The 17,527-nt window shown below is 66.7% G+C and carries 15 protein-coding genes; 9 read left to right on the plus strand and 6 right to left on the minus strand.

Translation table 11 applies throughout. The features are described 5' to 3' along the window. Window positions 1-31 precede the first annotated feature (31 nt). From QFZ26_RS07765 to QFZ26_RS07775, 3 genes are all read right to left on the minus strand, one after another. Window positions 32-877, minus strand: coding sequence for a carbohydrate ABC transporter permease (locus QFZ26_RS07765; RefSeq protein WP_307040855.1), 846 nt, complete (start codon window positions 875-877; stop codon window positions 32-34). After that, a complete protein-coding gene (locus QFZ26_RS07770; RefSeq protein WP_307040857.1) occupies window positions 874-1,824 on the minus strand; it encodes a carbohydrate ABC transporter permease in 951 nt (316 codons plus the stop codon). The genes QFZ26_RS07765 and QFZ26_RS07770 overlap by 4 nt, the downstream gene beginning before the upstream one ends. A gap of 70 nt (window positions 1,825-1,894) precedes the next feature. Further along, entirely contained in the window at window positions 1,895-3,184 is a 1,290-nt protein-coding gene (locus QFZ26_RS07775; RefSeq protein WP_307040859.1) for an ABC transporter substrate-binding protein, read from the minus strand. A gap of 167 nt (window positions 3,185-3,351) precedes the next feature. Here QFZ26_RS07775 and QFZ26_RS07780 point away from each other — a divergent pair, with 167 nt between their 5' ends. After that, window positions 3,352-4,497 (plus strand): mandelate racemase/muconate lactonizing enzyme family protein, encoded by a 1,146-nt coding sequence (locus QFZ26_RS07780; protein ID WP_307040861.1) that lies wholly within the window; start codon window positions 3,352-3,354, stop codon window positions 4,495-4,497. Between the two features lie 29 nt (window positions 4,498-4,526). Here the strand turns inward: QFZ26_RS07780 and QFZ26_RS07785 are convergent, their stop codons facing one another. Together QFZ26_RS07785 and QFZ26_RS07790 are read right to left on the minus strand one after the other, a co-directional pair. Next, window positions 4,527-5,207: a GntR family transcriptional regulator gene (locus QFZ26_RS07785; RefSeq protein ID WP_307040863.1), complete on the minus strand. Its 681-nt coding sequence runs from the start codon at window positions 5,205-5,207 to the stop codon at window positions 4,527-4,529. A 35-nt stretch (window positions 5,208-5,242) separates the two neighbouring features. Next, window positions 5,243-6,286: an aldo/keto reductase gene (locus QFZ26_RS07790; RefSeq protein WP_307040865.1), complete on the minus strand. Its 1,044-nt coding sequence runs from the start codon at window positions 6,284-6,286 to the stop codon at window positions 5,243-5,245. 167 nt (window positions 6,287-6,453) lie between these two features. Between QFZ26_RS07790 and QFZ26_RS07795 the strand changes: the two genes are divergently transcribed. The 8 genes from QFZ26_RS07795 to QFZ26_RS07830 all read left to right on the plus strand — a co-directional run bounded on the left by QFZ26_RS07795 (window position 6,454) and on the right by QFZ26_RS07830 (window position 16,953). After that, window positions 6,454-7,494: a phosphotransferase family protein gene (locus QFZ26_RS07795; protein ID WP_307040867.1), complete on the plus strand. Its 1,041-nt coding sequence runs from the start codon at window positions 6,454-6,456 to the stop codon at window positions 7,492-7,494. Continuing rightward, window positions 7,491-8,804 (plus strand): phosphopyruvate hydratase, encoded by a 1,314-nt coding sequence (gene eno / locus QFZ26_RS07800; protein WP_307040869.1) that lies wholly within the window; start codon window positions 7,491-7,493, stop codon window positions 8,802-8,804. Before QFZ26_RS07795 ends, eno begins: the two co-directional genes overlap by 4 nt. Before the next feature lie 31 nt (window positions 8,805-8,835). Then, window positions 8,836-9,693, plus strand: a complete 858-nt coding sequence (locus QFZ26_RS07805; RefSeq protein ID WP_307040871.1) for a fumarylacetoacetate hydrolase family protein — start codon at window positions 8,836-8,838, stop codon at window positions 9,691-9,693. A 15-nt stretch (window positions 9,694-9,708) separates the two neighbouring features. Further along, complete coding sequence (locus QFZ26_RS07810; protein WP_307040873.1) at window positions 9,709-10,581, plus strand: SMP-30/gluconolactonase/LRE family protein; 873 nt, start codon at window positions 9,709-9,711, stop codon at window positions 10,579-10,581. After that, window positions 10,578-11,429 carry an SDR family NAD(P)-dependent oxidoreductase gene (locus QFZ26_RS07815; RefSeq protein ID WP_307040875.1) on the plus strand — a complete coding sequence of 284 codons (852 nt, stop codon included), beginning with the start codon at window positions 10,578-10,580 and terminating at the stop codon, window positions 11,427-11,429. Before QFZ26_RS07810 ends, QFZ26_RS07815 begins: the two co-directional genes overlap by 4 nt. After that, complete coding sequence (locus QFZ26_RS07820) at window positions 11,413-12,435, plus strand: mannonate dehydratase (protein ID WP_307040877.1); 1,023 nt, start codon at window positions 11,413-11,415, stop codon at window positions 12,433-12,435. The genes QFZ26_RS07815 and QFZ26_RS07820 overlap by 17 nt, the downstream gene beginning before the upstream one ends. After that, a complete protein-coding gene (locus QFZ26_RS07825) occupies window positions 12,432-13,181 on the plus strand; it encodes an SDR family NAD(P)-dependent oxidoreductase (RefSeq protein ID WP_307040879.1) in 750 nt (249 codons plus the stop codon). Before QFZ26_RS07820 ends, QFZ26_RS07825 begins: the two co-directional genes overlap by 4 nt. 148 nt (window positions 13,182-13,329) lie before the next feature. Continuing rightward, window positions 13,330-16,953, plus strand: a complete 3,624-nt coding sequence (locus QFZ26_RS07830; RefSeq protein ID WP_307040881.1) for a galactose-binding domain-containing protein — start codon at window positions 13,330-13,332, stop codon at window positions 16,951-16,953. 89 nt (window positions 16,954-17,042) lie between these two features. Here the strand turns inward: QFZ26_RS07830 and QFZ26_RS07835 are convergent, their stop codons facing one another. Then, window positions 17,043-17,411 carry a hypothetical protein gene (locus QFZ26_RS07835; protein ID WP_307040883.1) on the minus strand — a complete coding sequence of 123 codons (369 nt, stop codon included), beginning with the start codon at window positions 17,409-17,411 and terminating at the stop codon, window positions 17,043-17,045. Between the last annotated feature and the right edge of the window lie 116 nt (window positions 17,412-17,527).

Consider the following 17,527-nt stretch of genomic DNA (forward strand, 5'->3'; position numbering starts at 1 on the left):
CGTTGCCCCGCCGAAGTCGATCGGGGGCTGGCTACTTCGAGGCACCCGACATGAGCCCGTGAATGAACTCCCGCTGGCTCACCAGGTACCCGACGAGGGGCACGATCGCAGCAAGGAACATGATTCCGAACAGCTGGCCGTAGTCCGTCGAGTACGTACCGAGCGACACGTAGATGCCGGTGGTGATGGTTTGGCCTTGCAGCGGTCCGAGGATGAACAGCGGGTTGAGGAAGTCGTTCCATACCCACAGTCCCAGGAAGATCGCCACCGTGGCCGTCGCCGGGCGCACGAGGGGCAGGACGATCGTCCACCAGATCCGCAGGTCGGAGGCTCCATCGACTCGGGCCGCCTCGATCGTCTCCTTCGGGATCGTCCGCAGGAACCCGACGTAGACGAAGACGGCGAATGACATGTAGCCGCCTCCGATGTTGGAGAGGATCAGACCGGGATAGGTGTTCGCGAGGCCGATCGTGTGCAGCAGCCCGACGATGGGCTGGAGCACGACCTGCGGCGGTGCCATCAGGCCGAAGGCGAACACCGCGAGAAGGATCGCTTGAATACGTGGCCGTCGTTCCGAGATGTACAAGCTCAATGCGGAGGCGAGCGGAATGAGGAGGCCGACCGTGAGCGATGTCACCACGATCGAATTGAGCAGACCGGTCTGCACCAGCTGATCGGGGCGCTGAAGCGCTGTGATGACGTTCGTCAGTGTGAAGGGCGCGGGAAGGGACAGCGGATTCTCGAGGATCTGCTCTTGGCTCTTGAACGCGCTGGACAATGCCACATAGATGGGGAAGACGAAAGCGATCGTCACAAGCCAGGCCACCACGAGGTGGCTGCCGCGGCCCACCAGGCCGCCGGATCTCGAGCGCCTCACAGGTTCACCTCTCGACGTCGCAGGAGCGCCGTCAGGCCGAACGCGGCCGCGGCGGTCAATACCAGCAAGAGCATCGCGATCGCGGACCCGTAGCCGAATCGGTTGTCGGTGAAGGCCACGGTGATCAGGTAGAACGCGGTCGACTTGGTCGATTCGGCCGGGCCTCCGCCGGTCAGGACGGCGATCACGTCGTAGAGCTTGAAGGTGGTGATCAGGCACAGCACGACGCTGATGGTCGTGCCGGGGGCGATCATCGGCAGGGTGACGTTCCGGAATCTGCTCCAGACCCCCGCCCCGTCCATGCGCGCTGCCTCGTACAGCTCCGCCGGCACCGACTGCAGCGAGGCCGTGTAGACGACGGTGGCGAACGCGATCGTCACCCAGCTCACGACGACGCAGACGGCGAGCGCCGCGAGCCCGGGGGTACCGATCCACGAGACCGGCGCGTCGATGAGACCGAGGTTCTGCAGCACCGAGTTGAGCAGGCCGTTCTGGGTGAGGATGCTCCTCCAGATGAAGGCGACGATCACCCCCGAGAGCACCTGCGGGATGAAGATCAGCGTCTTCATGACCCGGTAGTTCGTCGTCGAGCGGTTGAGCAGTAATGCGAGGGCGAGTCCGATCGCATTCGCCGCGACGGTCACGAACACGGTCACGAGGAGGGTGAAGCCGAGGCTCGAGAGCAGGCGGCGATCGGTGAACAAGTCCACGTAGTTGTCGAGGCCCACGAAGGCGCTCGAAAGCGCGAGCGGGCTCGCATTCGTGAAGCTGTTGAAGAGACCCTGCACGATCGGATAGATGAGGAACGCCGCGTAGAGGGCCATTGCCGTCCACGCGAGCGGGGCGAGGCCGAGAGGTCTGCGCGCGCGGAGGGCGAGCCCGACCGACCTCCGCGCGAACGGGGCGACTGCCGGCGATCTCCGCGTCAGGGTTAGTCGATCAGCCATCTGTGGTCCTTTCGTCGAGAGGTCCCGCGGGCATGGGCCGCGCGGGACCTCTCGTTGAGTGATTCGGTGACTACTCGGCTACCGCGGCGTCCCAGTCCGCATCGAGTTGCGCGAGCTGGCCTTCGACATCGGCGTTGGAGAACAGCGACTGCGACAGCGAGTAGAACTTGTCGGCGACGCCCGGAGGGAGCGCATCATCATTCGTGACCCACCCGAAGGCGCTGACCTTGACGGTGTCCTCGGTGACGTAGGCGTACGCGTCGTCGTACAGGGGTGTCACCGTCGCACCGAAGTCCTCGAACGCGATGTTCTTGAAGAGCGGGAATGCACCGTCGGTCTCGATGAGCGTCTTCATGCTCTCGGGGGCGAGGGTCCAGGCCTTTGCGAATGCCATCGACTTCTCTGCGTCCGCGGCCTTCGAGCTGACCGACATCGTGCCGCCGACGTTCAGCGGTACGACGACCGATCCGTCGTCGGTGGGGAGCGGGAAGGCGCCGAAGTCGGCGGCCTGATCGGCGGGGAACGCACCGACCAGCCAGCTGCCCATGATGTACATGGCCGACTTCCCATCGAAGAAGTTGGTGTTGGCCGTGGCGTAGTCGACGCTGAGTGCCGAATCGGAGTACGCCCCGGCCTCGATGAGGTCGCGCTGCTTCTGCATGGCGGAGACGAACTCCTCGTCGGTGAAGCTCACGGACTCGTCGTAGCGATCCTGGATCCACTCGGGGTTCGATCCGAGCACGTCGGCGCTCGCGAGGGCGACGACGGGCATGCTGGCCGACCAGGGGTCGAGTCCGGCGAGCTCGATCGGCGTCACAGCGCCTGCGCTGAACGTCTCGACAGCGGCGACGAACTCATCCCACGTGGTGGGCAGGTCGACGTCGTGCTCCTCGAAGATCACCTTGTTGTAGAACACCATCGGCAGCACCTGCGAATTGCTCGGCGGCTGATAGGTGACGCCGTCGATCGAGTTCGCGTCGGGCTCGAGGAAGTTGGCCTCCAGCCACTCCTGCTCGAACGGAAGGAGGAGATCGGCGTCGATGAAGTCCTTCGGGCTGATCGAGGCGAGGAGATCTGGGAACTGGCCTGATGCCTGAAGCTGCTTGGCATACGCGTTGCGGTCGGCGTCAGGGGTCACGATCCGCTCCACCTCGAACCCGGGAACGCTCTCGAGGGCCGCGGCGATCGAATCGTCCCAGAACTCGGGGGTGATCGCGGGAGTCTCGAAGGTCATGAACGTGGCGGCCGAGCTCTGATCCGACGCCGGGGCTCCGCCACAACCCGCGAGCGCCACGAGCGCCGCTGTCGTCACGACGCCGGCCACGAGCGACCGGCGCATATTTCTGGGATTGCTGCTCATCGACATCCTCCTTGATGTGGTGCAGTGCAGGTCTTGTGTGAACCTGAAATTGAAGATTCAATAGAATCTACGAAAGTGTATCGGACAAGTCAATGCGCTCCGATGACGACCAGACCACCCCGGATCCGCTGGCACGAACTGTCGCGGGGAAACACCGAAAGGCTGCAATGCCAGTGCAAACGACCGGCGCGCGCTCACAGACGCCCGCCGCGAACACCTATTCGACCGCGACGATCACCTCAGCCGAGGCCTGGTTGTGTGACCTTCCGGTCGAGACGGTGCGCACCGATGCCGTCCAAGCATTCATCAAGCAGGAGACGATCTTCGTGCGGATCGTCACCGCCGACGGATCGAGTGGTCTCGGCTACAGCTACACGATCGGCACCGGTGGCCAGGCGGTGTTGGCCATGCTGCGAGGCGGAATGCTCGAGGCGGTCATCGGCGAAGACGCCGATCGCCCCGACGCCGTCTGGTACGCCGCATTCAATTCGACGAGAGCCACGACCGTGGGCGCGATCTCGTCACTCGCCCTTGCGGCGATCGACACGGCCGTCTGGGACTCCCGCTCACGCCGGGCCGGCGTCCCATTGTGGAAGCTCGCTGGAGGAGCATCCGCCTCAGTGCCGCTCTACGACACCGAGGGTGGGTGGCTCCATCTCACGCCCGACGAACTCGTGCACCAGGCGCAGGCCACAGTCGAACGCGGGATGCCGGGCGCGAAGTTGAAGGTGGGGCTGCCCAATGTCCACGACGACCTCGAGCGGCTCCGTGCCGTCCGCGACGCGGTCGGGCCCGACTTCCACCTCATGATCGATGCCAACCAGTCCCTCAGCGGCGCGGAGGCGATCCGCCGAGCGCGACTCTTCGACCCGCTCGACATCTTCTGGTTCGAGGAGCCGCTCCCCGCCGAAGACCTCTCGGGTCACGAACAGCTCGCGCGCTCGACTCCGATTCCCATCGCGGTCGGCGAGAGCATGTACTCGATCGGCCAGTTCAAGGAATACCTCCACCGGGGAGCGGCATCCGTCATTCAGGTCGACGTGGCGCGGGTCGGCGGCATCACGCCGTGGCTCAAGGTCGCGCACCTCGCCGAGTCGTTCAACGTGCGCGTCGCACCCCACTTCCTCATGGAGCTGCACTTGTCGCTCGCGTGCGCCGTCCCCAACGCGCTGTACCTGGAACACATCCCGCAGCTTCGCGCGATCACCACGTCGGAGATCATGGTTCGCAACGGGCGTGCGCTCGCACCCAGCTCGCTGGGCCTCGGAATCGACTGGGACTTCGACGCGATGGAGAACCTGCGGGTCCGGTGAGGACTGCGGCGAGCCCGCCGGGGCCGCGCCTACTCCTGCTTCTCGAAGCCGGCGAGGACGCGGTCCCGGGCTCGGGTCAGGTGCGTGCGCATCGCGTCTTCGGCCGCCACGGGGTCGCGACTGAGCAACGCCTCGACCAGGTGCTCGTGTTCGGTGAGAGAGTGCTCGCCGAAGCGGCCGTCATAGGCGAGGCGATAGAGGTGGAGATGGCCGTGCAGCCGGATGAACGCACGCGTGACCATCTCGTTGCCCGCGATCGTCAGGATGAGCTGGTGAAGGCGCGCATCGTGATCGACGAAGGCCCGATAGGACTCGTATTGGGTCTCCTCGGGCGCCTCGCTGACGCTCGAGAGCTCTTCCTTCAGAAGGTTCGCCTGGGCGTCGGTCAGCCGCCCGGCGGCCCGGCCCGCGGAGGGCACCTCGAGCAGGAGCCGCAGGTCGTAGAGGTCCACGATCTGGCCGGCGTCGAGCAGGTTCGTCGTCGTGTAGCCGCGCAGCGGAAGCTTGATCGCGAGTTCTTCGGATTCGAGGCGCGCCAATGCCTCACGGACCGGGGTCGGGGAGACGTCGAGTCGGCGCGAGAGGTCTTCGATGTTCATGCGCTCGCCCGGCCGGACCTGACCATTCATGATCAAGCTCTTCAACTGCAGGTACACGTTGTCGGAGAGGATCTCGCGGCGTGGAGCCTGTAGGATATCCGCTTTGGCCATGCCGTCACTATATTCCATCGACGATCGTGCCATCATCACGCCACCACGGCCACAGGTGTCGGAACGTCTTCAGGCAGGAGTTCCGCGGCAACGAGATCGGCCCAGAACTCCGCGGGGATCTCCGCCTCGAAGAGCCGGGCGTTCCGCTCGACCTGCGCTCGAGACCGCGCACCGAGGCACACGGTCGCAACCGCGGGATGGCCGAACGGGAACTGCGCAGCCGCGGTCGGGAGGGTGATCCCGTGCTGCTCGCACACGTCCGCGATGCGGTGTGCACGCTCGACGACGGCAGGCGCCGCCGCGGTGTAGTCGTAGTTGGCGTCACCAGTCGGCCGGTCGACCGCCAGAAGTCCCGAGTTGAACACGCCAGCGGCGATGACGGACACCCCGCGTTCGAACGCGAGCGGCAGCAGATCGTCGAGGGCGCGATGCTCGAGCAGGGAGTAGCGCCCCGCGACCATGACCACGTCCGAGTCGGTCTCGCGAATGAAGTCGGCGAGCATCCTGGACTGATTCATTCCGGCCCCGTACGAGGTGATCACCCCTTGATGTCGAAGCTCTTCGAGCGCGGGAAACGCACCCTCGAGTGCTTCACGAGAGTGGTCGTCGGGATCGTGGACGAGGGCGATGTCGATTCGATCGAGGCCGGTGCGCTGCAACGACGCCTCGATCGACCGGAGGACCCCGTCGCGAGAGTAGTCGCGAACTCGCACGTGTGTTCGTTCGACGTCGAAGCCGTCGTCGTCTCGTTCTCCTGGGTACGCATCCGTCTCGACGAGAAGTCGCCCGACCTTGGTCGAGATGATGAACTCCTCTCGCGGACGGCCGGCCAACGCCGCGCCGAGTCGCTCCTCGGCCAGGCCCAGCCCGTAGTGCGGAGCCACGTCGAAGTAGCGCACGCCGGACTCCCATGCGGCGTCGACGGCATCGTGGGCGACCTCGGGCTCGACGGCCCGATACAGGTTGCCGAGCGCTGCCACACCGAAGGCGAGCGGACCCACGTGCAGTCCGCCCCGCCCGAGTGCCTTGGACGTGTTCGTCGGGGCGTGGTTCGCCATCGCCGCAGCAATCGGTCTCATGATTCCCTTTCCTATAGGAGATAGGATACTATCCTCATCGATGCAATGCCGCATCGTCCCAGTGTCTGCGGCAGGCCTGCTCCCGACAGGGAAAGCAGCAAGCGACCACGGAGGATCCACATGACCGCAATCGGGCACCGCGCCCTCGTCGCGACGTGCGATGCCCGGTGAGTGACCCGCTGGCCACCGGCCGCACCCAGCTGACCGTCGAGTCCGTTGTGGACTACGTCGCCGACCGCGGGATCGAGGTGGGCGGGCGCAACCGGGTGACCGCGCTGGTCGGCGGCGTCTCCGGCAGCGTCTTCCTGGTCGAAGGCACTCACCGGCGCATCGTCGTGAAGCAAGCGCTCGACCAGCTCCTCGTGAAGGACCCGTGGTTCGCCAAGCCCGAGCGCGCCCAGACCGAAGCGGCGGCCCTCGACCTCTTCCACAAGGTCACCGGCGGGCACGTTCCTGAGCTCCTCGATTCAGACGACGATCGATTCACGCTCGTGATGACCGCGGCCCCTTCGACCTGGCGCCCCTGGAAGACCGACCTCCTGGCCGGCGACTTCGACGCCGATGCGGCGAGGGCCACCGCCTGGGTGCTGGGCTCTGTGCTCGCGAACTGGCACCGCGCGACTCACGACGACCGGGCGACCGCCGAGCGATTCGCTGACGACGAGGCCTTCGAGCAGCTTCGTGTCGGGCCGTTCCACCGAACCGTACTGGCTCGGCATCCCGATCTCGACGACCCCATCGAGCAGTGCGTGCGCGACCTGGTCGAGCGACGCGAGTGCCTGGTGCACGGGGACTTCTCACCCAAGAACGTCCTCGTCGATCCCATCGATCCCGAACGAGGGTGGGTCCTCGACTTCGAGGTCGCGCGCTATGGCGCCGCGGTGTTCGACCTGGCCTTCCTGCACTGCCACCTGATCCTGAAGGCGATCCACAACGTCGCCAGATCAGCGGCGCTCGGCCAGGTTGCCACCGAATTCCAGGCGTCGTATGCCGCGGCGGCCGGCCCAGCCCTCACCGAACTGGCGTCATCGCGGCTGGGCTGGCAGACCGCTTGCCTGCTGCTCGCGCGTGTCGACGGGACCTCGCCCGCCGGCTACCTGACCCCGTCAGAGCGCGCGCTCGTCAGCGAGTTCGCGATCGAGATGTTGAGCACCCCCGACCGTCCGATCCACGAACTCTGGGCACACCTCCGGGAGAGAACTCCATGACCACAGCAACCACCATCGCCGAGTTGATCTCCTGGGAAGCACTCGACTCCCGCGGTCGCCCCACCGTCGCGGTCCGGGTCGTCTTGAGCGGGGGCGTGAGCGCGAACGCCTGCGTTCCCTCCGGGGCATCCACCGGCTCGCATGAGGCCCTGGAACTGCGCGACGGCGGCGGGCGGTACGGCGGTCGTGGTGTGCGGACCGCCGTGAACAACGTGAGGGTGGCGCTCGCCGATGCCGTCGTCGGCCTCGACGTCGCCGACCGCGACGCCGTCGACCTCGCCTTGCGTGCCGCCGACACCAGCCCGGGGTTCGCGAAACTCGGCGCGAACGCCATCCTGGCCGTCTCGGTCGCCTCGGCGAGGGCGGCCGCCGCCGCCGCCGGAACCTCGCTGGCACGCCACATCCGGGGTGACGGGCCGCTGCCGATCCCCATGCCGATGGTGAACATCCTCTCCGGGGGCGCGCACGCGGGCGGGCTCATCGACATCCAAGACCTCCTGGTGATCCCGACCGCATCCAGCAGCTTCGCCGAAGCGATCGAGTGGGCCGCCGCGGTCCGTGAAGCCACCGCCGACCTCGCCCGGCACTGCGCATTCCGCGAGGCCGTGCTCGTCGCCGATGAGGGCGGCCTCGGGCTGGCGCTCGACTCGAACCGCGAGGCGCTGGAACTCCTCGTCGACGGCATCGTCCACGCGGGGTTCACCCCAGGCGAAGACGTGCATATCGCGCTGGATGTCGCCGCGACGGAGTTCTACCGCGACGGGGCGTACGACCTCGCCACGGAAGGACGACGTCTGGGCTCCGCCGAACTCGTCGACGAGGTGCGGGCGTGGTGCTCCGACTTTCCCGTCGTCTCGGTCGAGGACGTCGTGGCCGAGGACGACTGGGACGGCTGGATCCGAGCGACCGAGGCGCTCGGGGCATCCGTCGATCTTGTCGGCGACGACCTCTTCGTCACGGACGTCGACCGGCTCAAGCGCGGCATCGAAACGGGTGCAGCAAACTCGGTCCTCGTGAAGGTCAACCAGAACGGCACCCTCATGGGCGCACGAGAAGTCCTGAGGCTCGCGCACGACAACGGATACCGGACCGTCGTCTCCGCCCGCTCCGGCGAAACCGAGGATGCATGGCTCGTCGACCTCGCCGTCGGGTGGGGTGCCGGGCAGATCAAGGTCGGCTCGACGCACCGTTCGGAGCGCGTAGCCAAGTGGAATCGGCTCCTCGAGCTCGAGGCGACCGAAGACACGGCGTTCGCCGGTCCATGGCCCGACGGCCGACCGACGCGAACCGTGCTCTCGCGAACCGCCTGACGGAAACACGCAACAAAGGAGAGAACGCCAGATGAAACTCATGCGTATCGGCCCGGTGGGCGCCGAACGACCCGTCGCGCTCGATGGGGAGCGGTACTTCGACCTCAGCCGGGTGACTGCTGACATCGATGCCCGATTCTGGTCGAGCGGCGGCCCTCAACGGGTTCGGACGGCTCTTCTGCGGGAGGAGCTGCCAGAGATCGATATCGCCGGACAGCGGATCGGCGCGCCCATCGCCCGCCCCGGCGCGGTGATCTGCATCGGCTTGAACTATGCAGCACACGCGGCGGAAACCGGCGCTCCGCTTCCTCAGGACTTCGTCATGTTCTACAAGGCGCCCAACACGGTCGTCGGGCCGAATGACGACATCCTCCTTCCGCCCGGATCGGTCAAGACCGACTGGGAGGTCGAGCTCGGCGTCGTGATCGGGAAAGAGGCTCGCTACCTTGGCTCCCCGGAGGAGGCGCTCGACCACATCGCCGGCTACTGCATCTCGAACGACCTCTCCGAGCGGGCGCTGCAGCTCGAGGTGAGCGGTGGCCAGTGGTCGAAGGGCAAGAGTTGCGAGTCGTTCAATCCACTGGGGCCGGTGCTGGTCACGCCCGACGAGCTGGCCGACCCACAGCAGCTTTCGATGCAGACCTGGGTGAACGGCGAGATCCGGCAGGACTCCGCGACCGCGGACATGGCGTTCGGCGTCGCATCGCTCGTATGGCGACTCAGTCAGGTCACGGTGCTCGAACCCGGCGACCTCATCAACACGGGCACCCCGCAGGGCGTGGCCGTGTCGGGACGCTTCCCGTACCTCCAGGTCGGGGACACCGTGGAGATGCGCATCGCCGAACTGGGCGCACAACGCCAGGTCGTGCGCGCAGGCGGCAGAGACTGACGAAGGAGCAGTGCGATGAGTGAGGTCACAGTGCTCGAATCACCGGACGTGGTGATCGAGGGTGACGCCGCGGTCGGCGAGGGGCCGGTGTTCGATGCCCGCACGGGCCGGCTGGTCTGGGTCGACATCACCGGCGGGATGATCTTCGAGAACGACCTCGCCTCGGGCGAGCAGCAGGGGACGAAGCTCGACACCCTGGTCGGTGGGGTCGCCCCGCGAGCCTCGGACCCCGGCTTCGCCGTCGCGGTCGGTGACGGCTTCGGGTTCGTCTCTGCGGATGGTGTGCTCACCTACTCGGACCCGGTGCTCCCGGAGCCCTTCCGGCGCATGAACGACGCGAAAGTGGATTCGCGGGGTCGGCTCTGGGCCGGCAGCACGCACACGGAATTCCTTCCCGGCGAGGGATCGCTCCACCGCTGGGACGGTGGGCGGTCGAGCGTCATGGCCACCGGCTTCATCCTCCCGAACGGCCTCGGGTGGGATGCCGCCGATACCACCATGTACCTGATCGACAGCTATGCGAACACCCTCCTCTCGGCGCCGTTCCGAGCCGACGACGGCGACATCGGGGACTTCACGCCCATGGCCAGGATCGAGGGGGGTTACCCCGACGGCCTGGCCGTCGACGTCGATGGGTGCATCTGGGTCGCGATCTGGGCTGGGCACGAGGTCCGTCGCTACAGCCCGACCGGCGAGCTGGTTGCCGTTGTGCCCATGCCGGTCGCCCAGCCCTCGAGCTGCGCGTTCGGCAGCGACGGGACGCTCTACATCACCTCGGCGCGCGCCGGCTTGTCCGAGGCGGAACTCGTCGCCCAGCCCCATGCGGGTTCCGTCTTCGCCCTGAGCACCGACACCCAGGGCGTACCAGTGAGGGCGTTCGCATCATGAGCGAGCATGCAGGGAGAGTCGCGCTGGTCACTGGTGGTTCCCGGGGAATCGGCCGGGGCGCAGCGCTCGAGTTGGCGCGGCAGGGTTCCGCCGTCGCCGTGCACGGGCTGAACGATGGGTACGCCGACGAAGTGGTCGACGAGATCATCGCTGCCGGCGGACGGGCCATCGCCGTAGTCGGCAACATCGAGGATCCCACCGTCGCGGAAACGGCGGTCGCCGCGACGATCGATGAGTTCGGCCGGCTCGACACCCTGGTGACCTCCGCAGGGATCCAGCGGTACGGCGACGTCGTGACCACGAACAGGCAACTGTGGGACGAGGTCTTCGCCGTGAACGTCACCGGCGTCTTCCTGGCCTGCCACTTCGCCATGCCCCACCTGCGGCGGAGCCCTGCGGGCAGCGTGGTGATCGTGGCATCCGTCCAGGCCACCGCGACGCAGAGACAGGTGGTCGCGTACGCCGCGAGCAAGGGCGCCTTGGTCTCGATGGCCAGGGCGATGGCGATCGACGAGGCGCAGTACGGGGTTCGCGTCAACACCGTCAGCCCCGGGTCGGTCGACACGCCGATGCTCCGCGCCTCGGCGGCCGGGTTCAGCGACGGGTCGGCGGAGGGAATCGAGACCGTGCTTCGCGGCTGGGGCACCGCTCACGCGCTCGGCCGCGTCGCCCAGCCCGAGGAGGTCGGCGCCGCCATCTCGTTCATCTCCAGTCCCCGCGCGAGCTTCATCACCGGGGACGACATCCGGGTCGACGGCGGCCTGCTCGCACGCGCCGCCGCACCGATCCCCACCACGCAGTCCGGTCACGACCACACGAAAGGCTCCACCCATGATTCAACTCGCTGAGATGTCATCGCCACGGCCCGAACCGATGTGGGAGCTGATCAAGCAATGCGGCGTCACGAACGTCGTGGCCATGCTGAACGGTGCGGAGCAGGAGCAGCGCATGTTCGCCTCGGTGGGAAAAGGAGTGATCGCGCGAGCCGGAAAGGACGACGTCCCCTGGGGTGAGGCCGCGATCAAGCGCGACATGGACCTCTTCGCGCGGAACGGCCTGAAGGTCATCGCGATCGAGGACACCGCCCCGATGGACAAGGTGCGGCTCGGCCTGCCCGGCCGCGACGAGGAGATCGAGAACGTCATCACGCAGCTGACCGCCATGGGGAACCTCGGCATCGAGGTGCTCTGCTACAACTGGATGGCGCTGTCAAGCTGGGCGCGAACCGACGTGGCCGTCCCGAGCCGCGGCGGGGCGCTGGTCACGGGCTTCAACCGTGCCGCCGCCGCCGCGTTGCCGCCGCTCGTCGCACCCGGGGAGGTCACCGAGGAGCAGTTGTGGGATTCCCTGGCGTACTTCCTCGACGCGGTCCTGCCCGCCGCCGAAGCCGCGGGCGTGCGCATGGGGTTGCATCCGGATGACCCGCCACTCGCGCTCGTGCGGAACCTGCCGCACATCATGGTCTCGCCCGACGCGTATCGACGCCTGCTGAGTCTCAACTCGTCGCCGAGCAACGGGATCACCTTCTGCCAGGGCAACTTCGCCCTCATGGGCGACGACCTGCCGACGCTGATCCGCGAGTTCGGTTCCGCGATCGCGTTCGTGCACTTCCGGGATGTTCGGGGCACGGTCGACGACTACGTCGAGACCTTCCAGGACGACGGCCAGAATGACATGGCGGCCTGCATGCGCGCCTACCAGGAGATCGGATTCAGCGGCCCGATGCGCCCCGATCACGTTCCGACGATGTACGGCGAGACGAACGACCGGCCAGGATACGAGACGCTCGGCCGTTTGTTCGCACTCGGCTACATTCGCGGCCTCGAGCAGTCGACCTACGGACGCGCGCGATGAGCGGCTTCGACGGCCTGGTCGCGATCGTGACCGGTGGGGCATCCGGCATCGGTGCAGCGGTCGCCACGACGCTCGCCTCCCAAGGAGCACAGGTCGCCGTGCTCGACCTCACTGTCGAGCACGTCGACGAGGGGACGTTCGCGGTGCGGACCGACATCGGGGACAGCACCTCGGTTCGCGCGGCGGTCGACGCGGTCGTCGCCCGCTTCGGCAGGATCGACATCCTCATCAACAACGCGGCGATCGGGGCGCAGGGCACCGTCGAGACCAACGACGACGACGAATGGGCGCGAGTGCTGAATGTCAACGTCACCGGTCTTGCCCGGATGTCGCGGGCAGCGCTCCCCTACCTTCGCCAGTCGGACTCCGCGGCGATCGTGAACACCGCCTCCGTCGCCGCAACGGCAGGCATCGCCGACCGGGCGCTCTACAGCGCCTCGAAGGGAGCGGTGCTCGCACTGACCCGTGCGATGGCGGCCGACCACCTTCGCGAGGGCATCCGTGTCAATTGCGTGAATCCCGGGACGGCCGACACTCCGTGGGTCGCCCGCCTGCTCGAGAAGGCGGCCGACCCCGAGGCGGAGCGAGCGGCGCTCAACGCGAGGCAGCCGCACGGACGGCTGGTCTCCATGGACGAGGTCGCGGGGGCCATCGCGTACCTGGCGAGCCCCTTTTCGGGGTCCACGACCGGAACGAGTATCGCGGTCGACGGTGGGATGGAGGCGCTCCGCCTGCGGCCCGCGTGACGCCGTTCAGCGCGGCAACATACCTAGACTCCTATGAGATATAGGCTATAGAATCACCTCGCCGTCGATGGAGTCGGCAGACGTGAGGTAGATCGTGATCGGTTCCTCCAGGCGACGTGCTGCAAAGCCAGTCCTCGCTCTGTGCGCAATGGCGGCACTCGTCGGCGGGTTCTTCATCGCCACTCCGGTTCCGGCCTCCACGGCGGATCCGTTGGCGCCGTATCTCGCCGAGTGGCCGGCGGTCCAGGAGGTGTTGAGCCGCCATACGCCCGTGCGCACCACTCCGCCGACGAGCGTGGTGACCGACCGCATCTCGGATGGGATGCTGCTGGGCAACGGCGACACCGCCGTCGCGGTGGGCGGCACCCCCGCGTCCCAGACGTCCTACATCACGAAGTCGGATTTCTGGACTGACGGCACCTACGCCACTGGCGACCTCCCGCGCCACGTCACGGTCGGCGGAGTGACCGTCGACACGGCGGCCTTCGCCGGGGCCACCTACCGGCAGGAACTCGACCTGGCGACGGGCATCGTGACCTCGACCTTCGTTCAGGGCGCCGCAACCTTGACGATGAAGTCGTGGGTCTCTGCGGTGACCGACAGCGTCATCGTGCGCCTCGAGCTCACAGGTATCGGCTCCGCCGCGGTCTCGGTGAAGACCTGGGCGAAGTCCGGGAGCGCCAAGATGCCGACGTCTGCCGGTGCCGACGCGGCGCTCACGTGGGCAGGGCGGTCAACGTGGGCCGGGGTCGGGAGCCGCTGGGTCTCGAGGGCCGCGCTGGCGACGAAGGTCATCGGTGCGAGCACGACGAACACCTCGGATTCGGTGGATGACGCGACGGCGAGCTTCACGCTCACCGAGGGCACTCCGGTCACCGTCGCCACGGCAGTCACCGGTGCGCGCGACGAAACCGGATCGACAACGGATGTCGCAACGGTCGCGGCCGCGAAGGCTGACGCCACCTCGTTCACCACGGCATCCGTCGACGCGACGCGCGGCGATCACCTGGACTGGTGGAGGGACTTCTGGCTCAAGTCGTGGATCAGCATCGATGAGCCGATGGTGCAGCAGTACTGGTACGGCAGCACCTACCTCCTGGGGGCGAGCACCCGTGAAGGCGCCACCGCATCTGGTCTCTGGGGGCCGTGGATCACCACCGACAACCCGGCGTGGGGCAGCGACTATCACCTCAACTACAACTTCGAGGCACCGAACTACGGGCTTGCGAGCAGCAATCGCCACGAGTTCATGAACCCGTACTTCACGGCCATCACCGACTACGTGCCGTCGGGTCGAACTCAAGCCGAGACGTTGTTCGGTGAAGCGGGTCACGGTGTGTACTTCCCGGTCGGCATCGCGCCCGGGGGAATCACCGAGTACTCCACGTACCACGGCCAGCGGTCGAACGCCGCGTTGGCCGCGGTTCCGTTTCTCGACTATTACCGGAGCACGCATGATGAGGAGTGGCTGTCGACGGTCGGCTACCCCTACGTGAAAGAAGTCGCCCAGTTCTGGGTGAAGTCACTTGGCGCGAAGAATGCCGCCGGCACGTACGACGTCACCGACTCGGCCTGCTACGAGTCGGCGCCGAACACGGCCTATCCGAAGACGAACTCGATCATCGACCTGAGCATCTTGAAGACCCTCTTCCCGACGGTGATCGAGATGAGCGAGGATGCAGGACTCGACTCGAACCTGCGTGCGACCTGGCAGGAGATCGCCGACAGCCTGAGCGATTTCGGCCAGGGCAATCAATCGACCCGCAGCGTGTTCCTCCCCTGCTCCGACTGGAATGTCTCGCACACCGGCCTCCCGGTCGGCGGAAACCCGATCAGCGTGTGGGCGTCGTGGCCGTCGACGGTCATCGGCAACTCGTCACCGCCGGAACGACGCGCCACGCAGATGGACACCATCTACCTGCAGAACAGCTGGAGCCACGCGAACGGCTTCGCCGAGATCTTCTCATCGGCCACTCGCGTGGGGTACGGCGCCGATAACGTGCTGAGCCGGTTCGCGTCACGCGTCGTGGGCCTCCGCGCGAACCAGACCATCGACCTCTCCGTCGCCGGCGGACTGGAGACGATCGCGCCCATCTCGGCGGTCAACGACATGTTGATGCAGAGCCACGACGGCGACATCACCGTCTTCCCGCAGTGGCCGACAGATCGTTCGGCCGAATTCCATCGCCTGCGTGCCTACGGCGCATTCCTGGTGAGTTCGGCGTACGCGAACGGCAACGTCTCGTACATCGACGTCACGAGCGAGAAGGGCAAGACCGCCTCAGTGGTGAGCCCGTGGTTGGCGGGAAGTGCCGCGGTCATCGACCAGACCACCGGTCTGCCGGTCGACACGACGGTCGTCGGGCAGAAGCTCACCTTCGACACCGAGACGGGTCACACGTATCGCATCGCGCCGTCGGCGGCGATCACCGCGGTCGACATCACCGAGCGGGCAACCGTGACCGCGGGCAGTGTCGCGGGTGCCGGGTATGAGTCTGACAAGGCCGTGGATGGGCGCCTTGGCGTCAACCTCGGCTGGAAGAGCTCCACCCTCTCGGGGAGATGGCTCCAGTTCGACTTCGGCACGGACGCCACAGTGTCGCGTTGGGTCGTGAAGCACGCTGCCGACGGCGGAGAGGCGCCGTGGCTGAACACCCGCGACTTCACGCTCCAATGGAGCGCGGACGGCTCAACCTGGTCTGCTGTCGACAGCGTCACCGACAACGTGAGCTCGGTCACGAACCGGCCGGTCGCCGCCACCACGGCGCGCTACTTCAGAATCGACGTATCGACAGCGAATCAGACGGTGGACACACCGGCGAATCCGAACGATACCGCGCTGGATACGATCGCTCGCATCCAGGAGATCGAGCTGTACGGGCAGGTGGCGAGCGCGCCGGCAACCCCCACCAATCTGGCGAGGGGCAAGATGGCGGCATCCGACAGCGATTTCAGCACCGGCACGGTGGCGGCGAAGGCCGTCGATGGAGCATCGGCGAACGCGAACACCGACAAGTGGGCATCGACGCGCACGGCGGGCGACCACTGGTTGTCAGTGGACCTCGGGGGCACCTATCCGATCAACCGATGGGTGGTGAAGCATGCCAGCACGATGGGAGAGACCAGCACCTTCAACACGAAGAACTTCCGGCTCCAGGTCAAAGACGTTGGAGGGGTCTGGCAGGACGTCGATACGGTGACGAACAACGTCGCGGCCATCACCGATCGAAGCTTCGCCCCCGTGATGGCCCGCCATGTGCGCTTGTACATCACCACGCCCGCCCAAACCTCAGAGCTTGCCGCTCGCATCGGTGAGCTCGAGGTGTACGGCACCGCGCCCCGATTGACGAATGTCGCCCTCGGCAAACCTGCAACGGCGAGCACCTCCTACAACAACGGCCAGTCTGGAGAACGAGCCGTCGACGGGTACGAGTCGCTCGTCAGCGACAAGTGGATATCGGAACGAATCGCCGCGACGCATCAACTCGAGGTCGACCTGGGAACGACCTACGAGATCAGCCGCTGGGTGGTCAAGCACGCCGGATGGCTGGGCGAGACGGGCACCTTGAACACGAGAGACTTCAGTCTCCAAGTCAGCGTCGATGGTGAGCAGTGGGACACACCGGATGCCGTCGTGTCCAACATCTCCGGCATCACCGATCGCACCTTCTCTGCGGTGACGGCACGGTATGTGCGACTGGTCATCACCAAGCCGGCACAGTCGACGGAGCTCGCGGCTCGAGTCGCGGAACTGGAGATCTACGGCACGTGACGCTCGTGCGGCGCTCACGGCCGCCCGAGCAGACGCGAACACCCCGGCCCCCGCGGTAGCGGGAGCCGGGGTGTGTGGTGCACGGTGCGTCAGCCGCGGAAGAACTCGTTCGCGCGCGCCGAGTAGAGCAGCACCAGGCCGATGAGGGCGAGCAGGCCGGTGATGATCGCCGACCAGATCTGCCCGGGGATGGCGATCGCCACGTAGATGGCCCACCCGAGGTTCAGGACGAACACGATCGTCGCGAGGATGCGCGCGAAGTTGTTGCCGCGCAGCAACCCGATGCCGACGAGGATCGTGATCACGCCGATCACGATCTGGACCCAGGCCGCGGTAGTGACCGCTGCGTCAGCGGGTCCCGCGGTGAGCAGGAGGATGCCGGCGATCAGGGCGAGCAACCCGTTGATCCAGGCGATGACGGCGACGAGGGTGACCCCTCCGGGACGCGGACCAGCCACGATGACTCCTTCGATCATTGGAAGAGCAGTTCGCTCACCGTACTGCTCGGTCAGCTGCGCCGTCCATCACCTTTCTGTGCGCCATCGACTGCGCCCGCGGTGCCACCGCGCCTTCG

Source organism: Agromyces ramosus, from assembly GCF_030817175.1.
Taxonomy (GTDB): domain Bacteria; phylum Actinomycetota; class Actinomycetes; order Actinomycetales; family Microbacteriaceae; genus Agromyces; species Agromyces ramosus_A.

What these genes read in the sequence shown, in the direction of transcription:
- QFZ26_RS07815 (WP_307040875.1), top strand. Translation starts at nt 10,578, where the DNA reads ATGAGCGAGCATGCAGGGAGAGTCGCGCTGGTCACTGGTGGTTCCCGG.
- QFZ26_RS07805 (WP_307040871.1), top strand. Translation starts at nt 8,836, where the DNA reads ATGAAACTCATGCGTATCGGCCCGGTGGGCGCCGAACGACCCGTCGCG.
- eno (WP_307040869.1), top strand. Translation starts at nt 7,491, where the DNA reads ATGACCACAGCAACCACCATCGCCGAGTTGATCTCCTGGGAAGCACTC.
- QFZ26_RS07830 (WP_307040881.1), top strand. Translation starts at nt 13,330, where the DNA reads ATGGCGGCACTCGTCGGCGGGTTCTTCATCGCCACTCCGGTTCCGGCC.
- QFZ26_RS07770 (WP_307040857.1), bottom strand. Translation starts at nt 1,824, where the DNA reads ATGGCTGATCGACTAACCCTGACGCGGAGATCGCCGGCAGTCGCCCCG.
- QFZ26_RS07780 (WP_307040861.1), top strand. Translation starts at nt 3,352, where the DNA reads ATGCCAGTGCAAACGACCGGCGCGCGCTCACAGACGCCCGCCGCGAAC.
- QFZ26_RS07785 (WP_307040863.1), bottom strand. Translation starts at nt 5,207, where the DNA reads ATGGCCAAAGCGGATATCCTACAGGCTCCACGCCGCGAGATCCTCTCC.
- QFZ26_RS07790 (WP_307040865.1), bottom strand. Translation starts at nt 6,286, where the DNA reads ATGAGACCGATTGCTGCGGCGATGGCGAACCACGCCCCGACGAACACG.
- QFZ26_RS07775 (WP_307040859.1), bottom strand. Translation starts at nt 3,184, where the DNA reads ATGAGCAGCAATCCCAGAAATATGCGCCGGTCGCTCGTGGCCGGCGTC.
- QFZ26_RS07820 (WP_307040877.1), top strand. Translation starts at nt 11,413, where the DNA reads ATGATTCAACTCGCTGAGATGTCATCGCCACGGCCCGAACCGATGTGG.
- QFZ26_RS07810 (WP_307040873.1), top strand. Translation starts at nt 9,709, where the DNA reads ATGAGTGAGGTCACAGTGCTCGAATCACCGGACGTGGTGATCGAGGGT.
- QFZ26_RS07825 (WP_307040879.1), top strand. Translation starts at nt 12,432, where the DNA reads ATGAGCGGCTTCGACGGCCTGGTCGCGATCGTGACCGGTGGGGCATCC.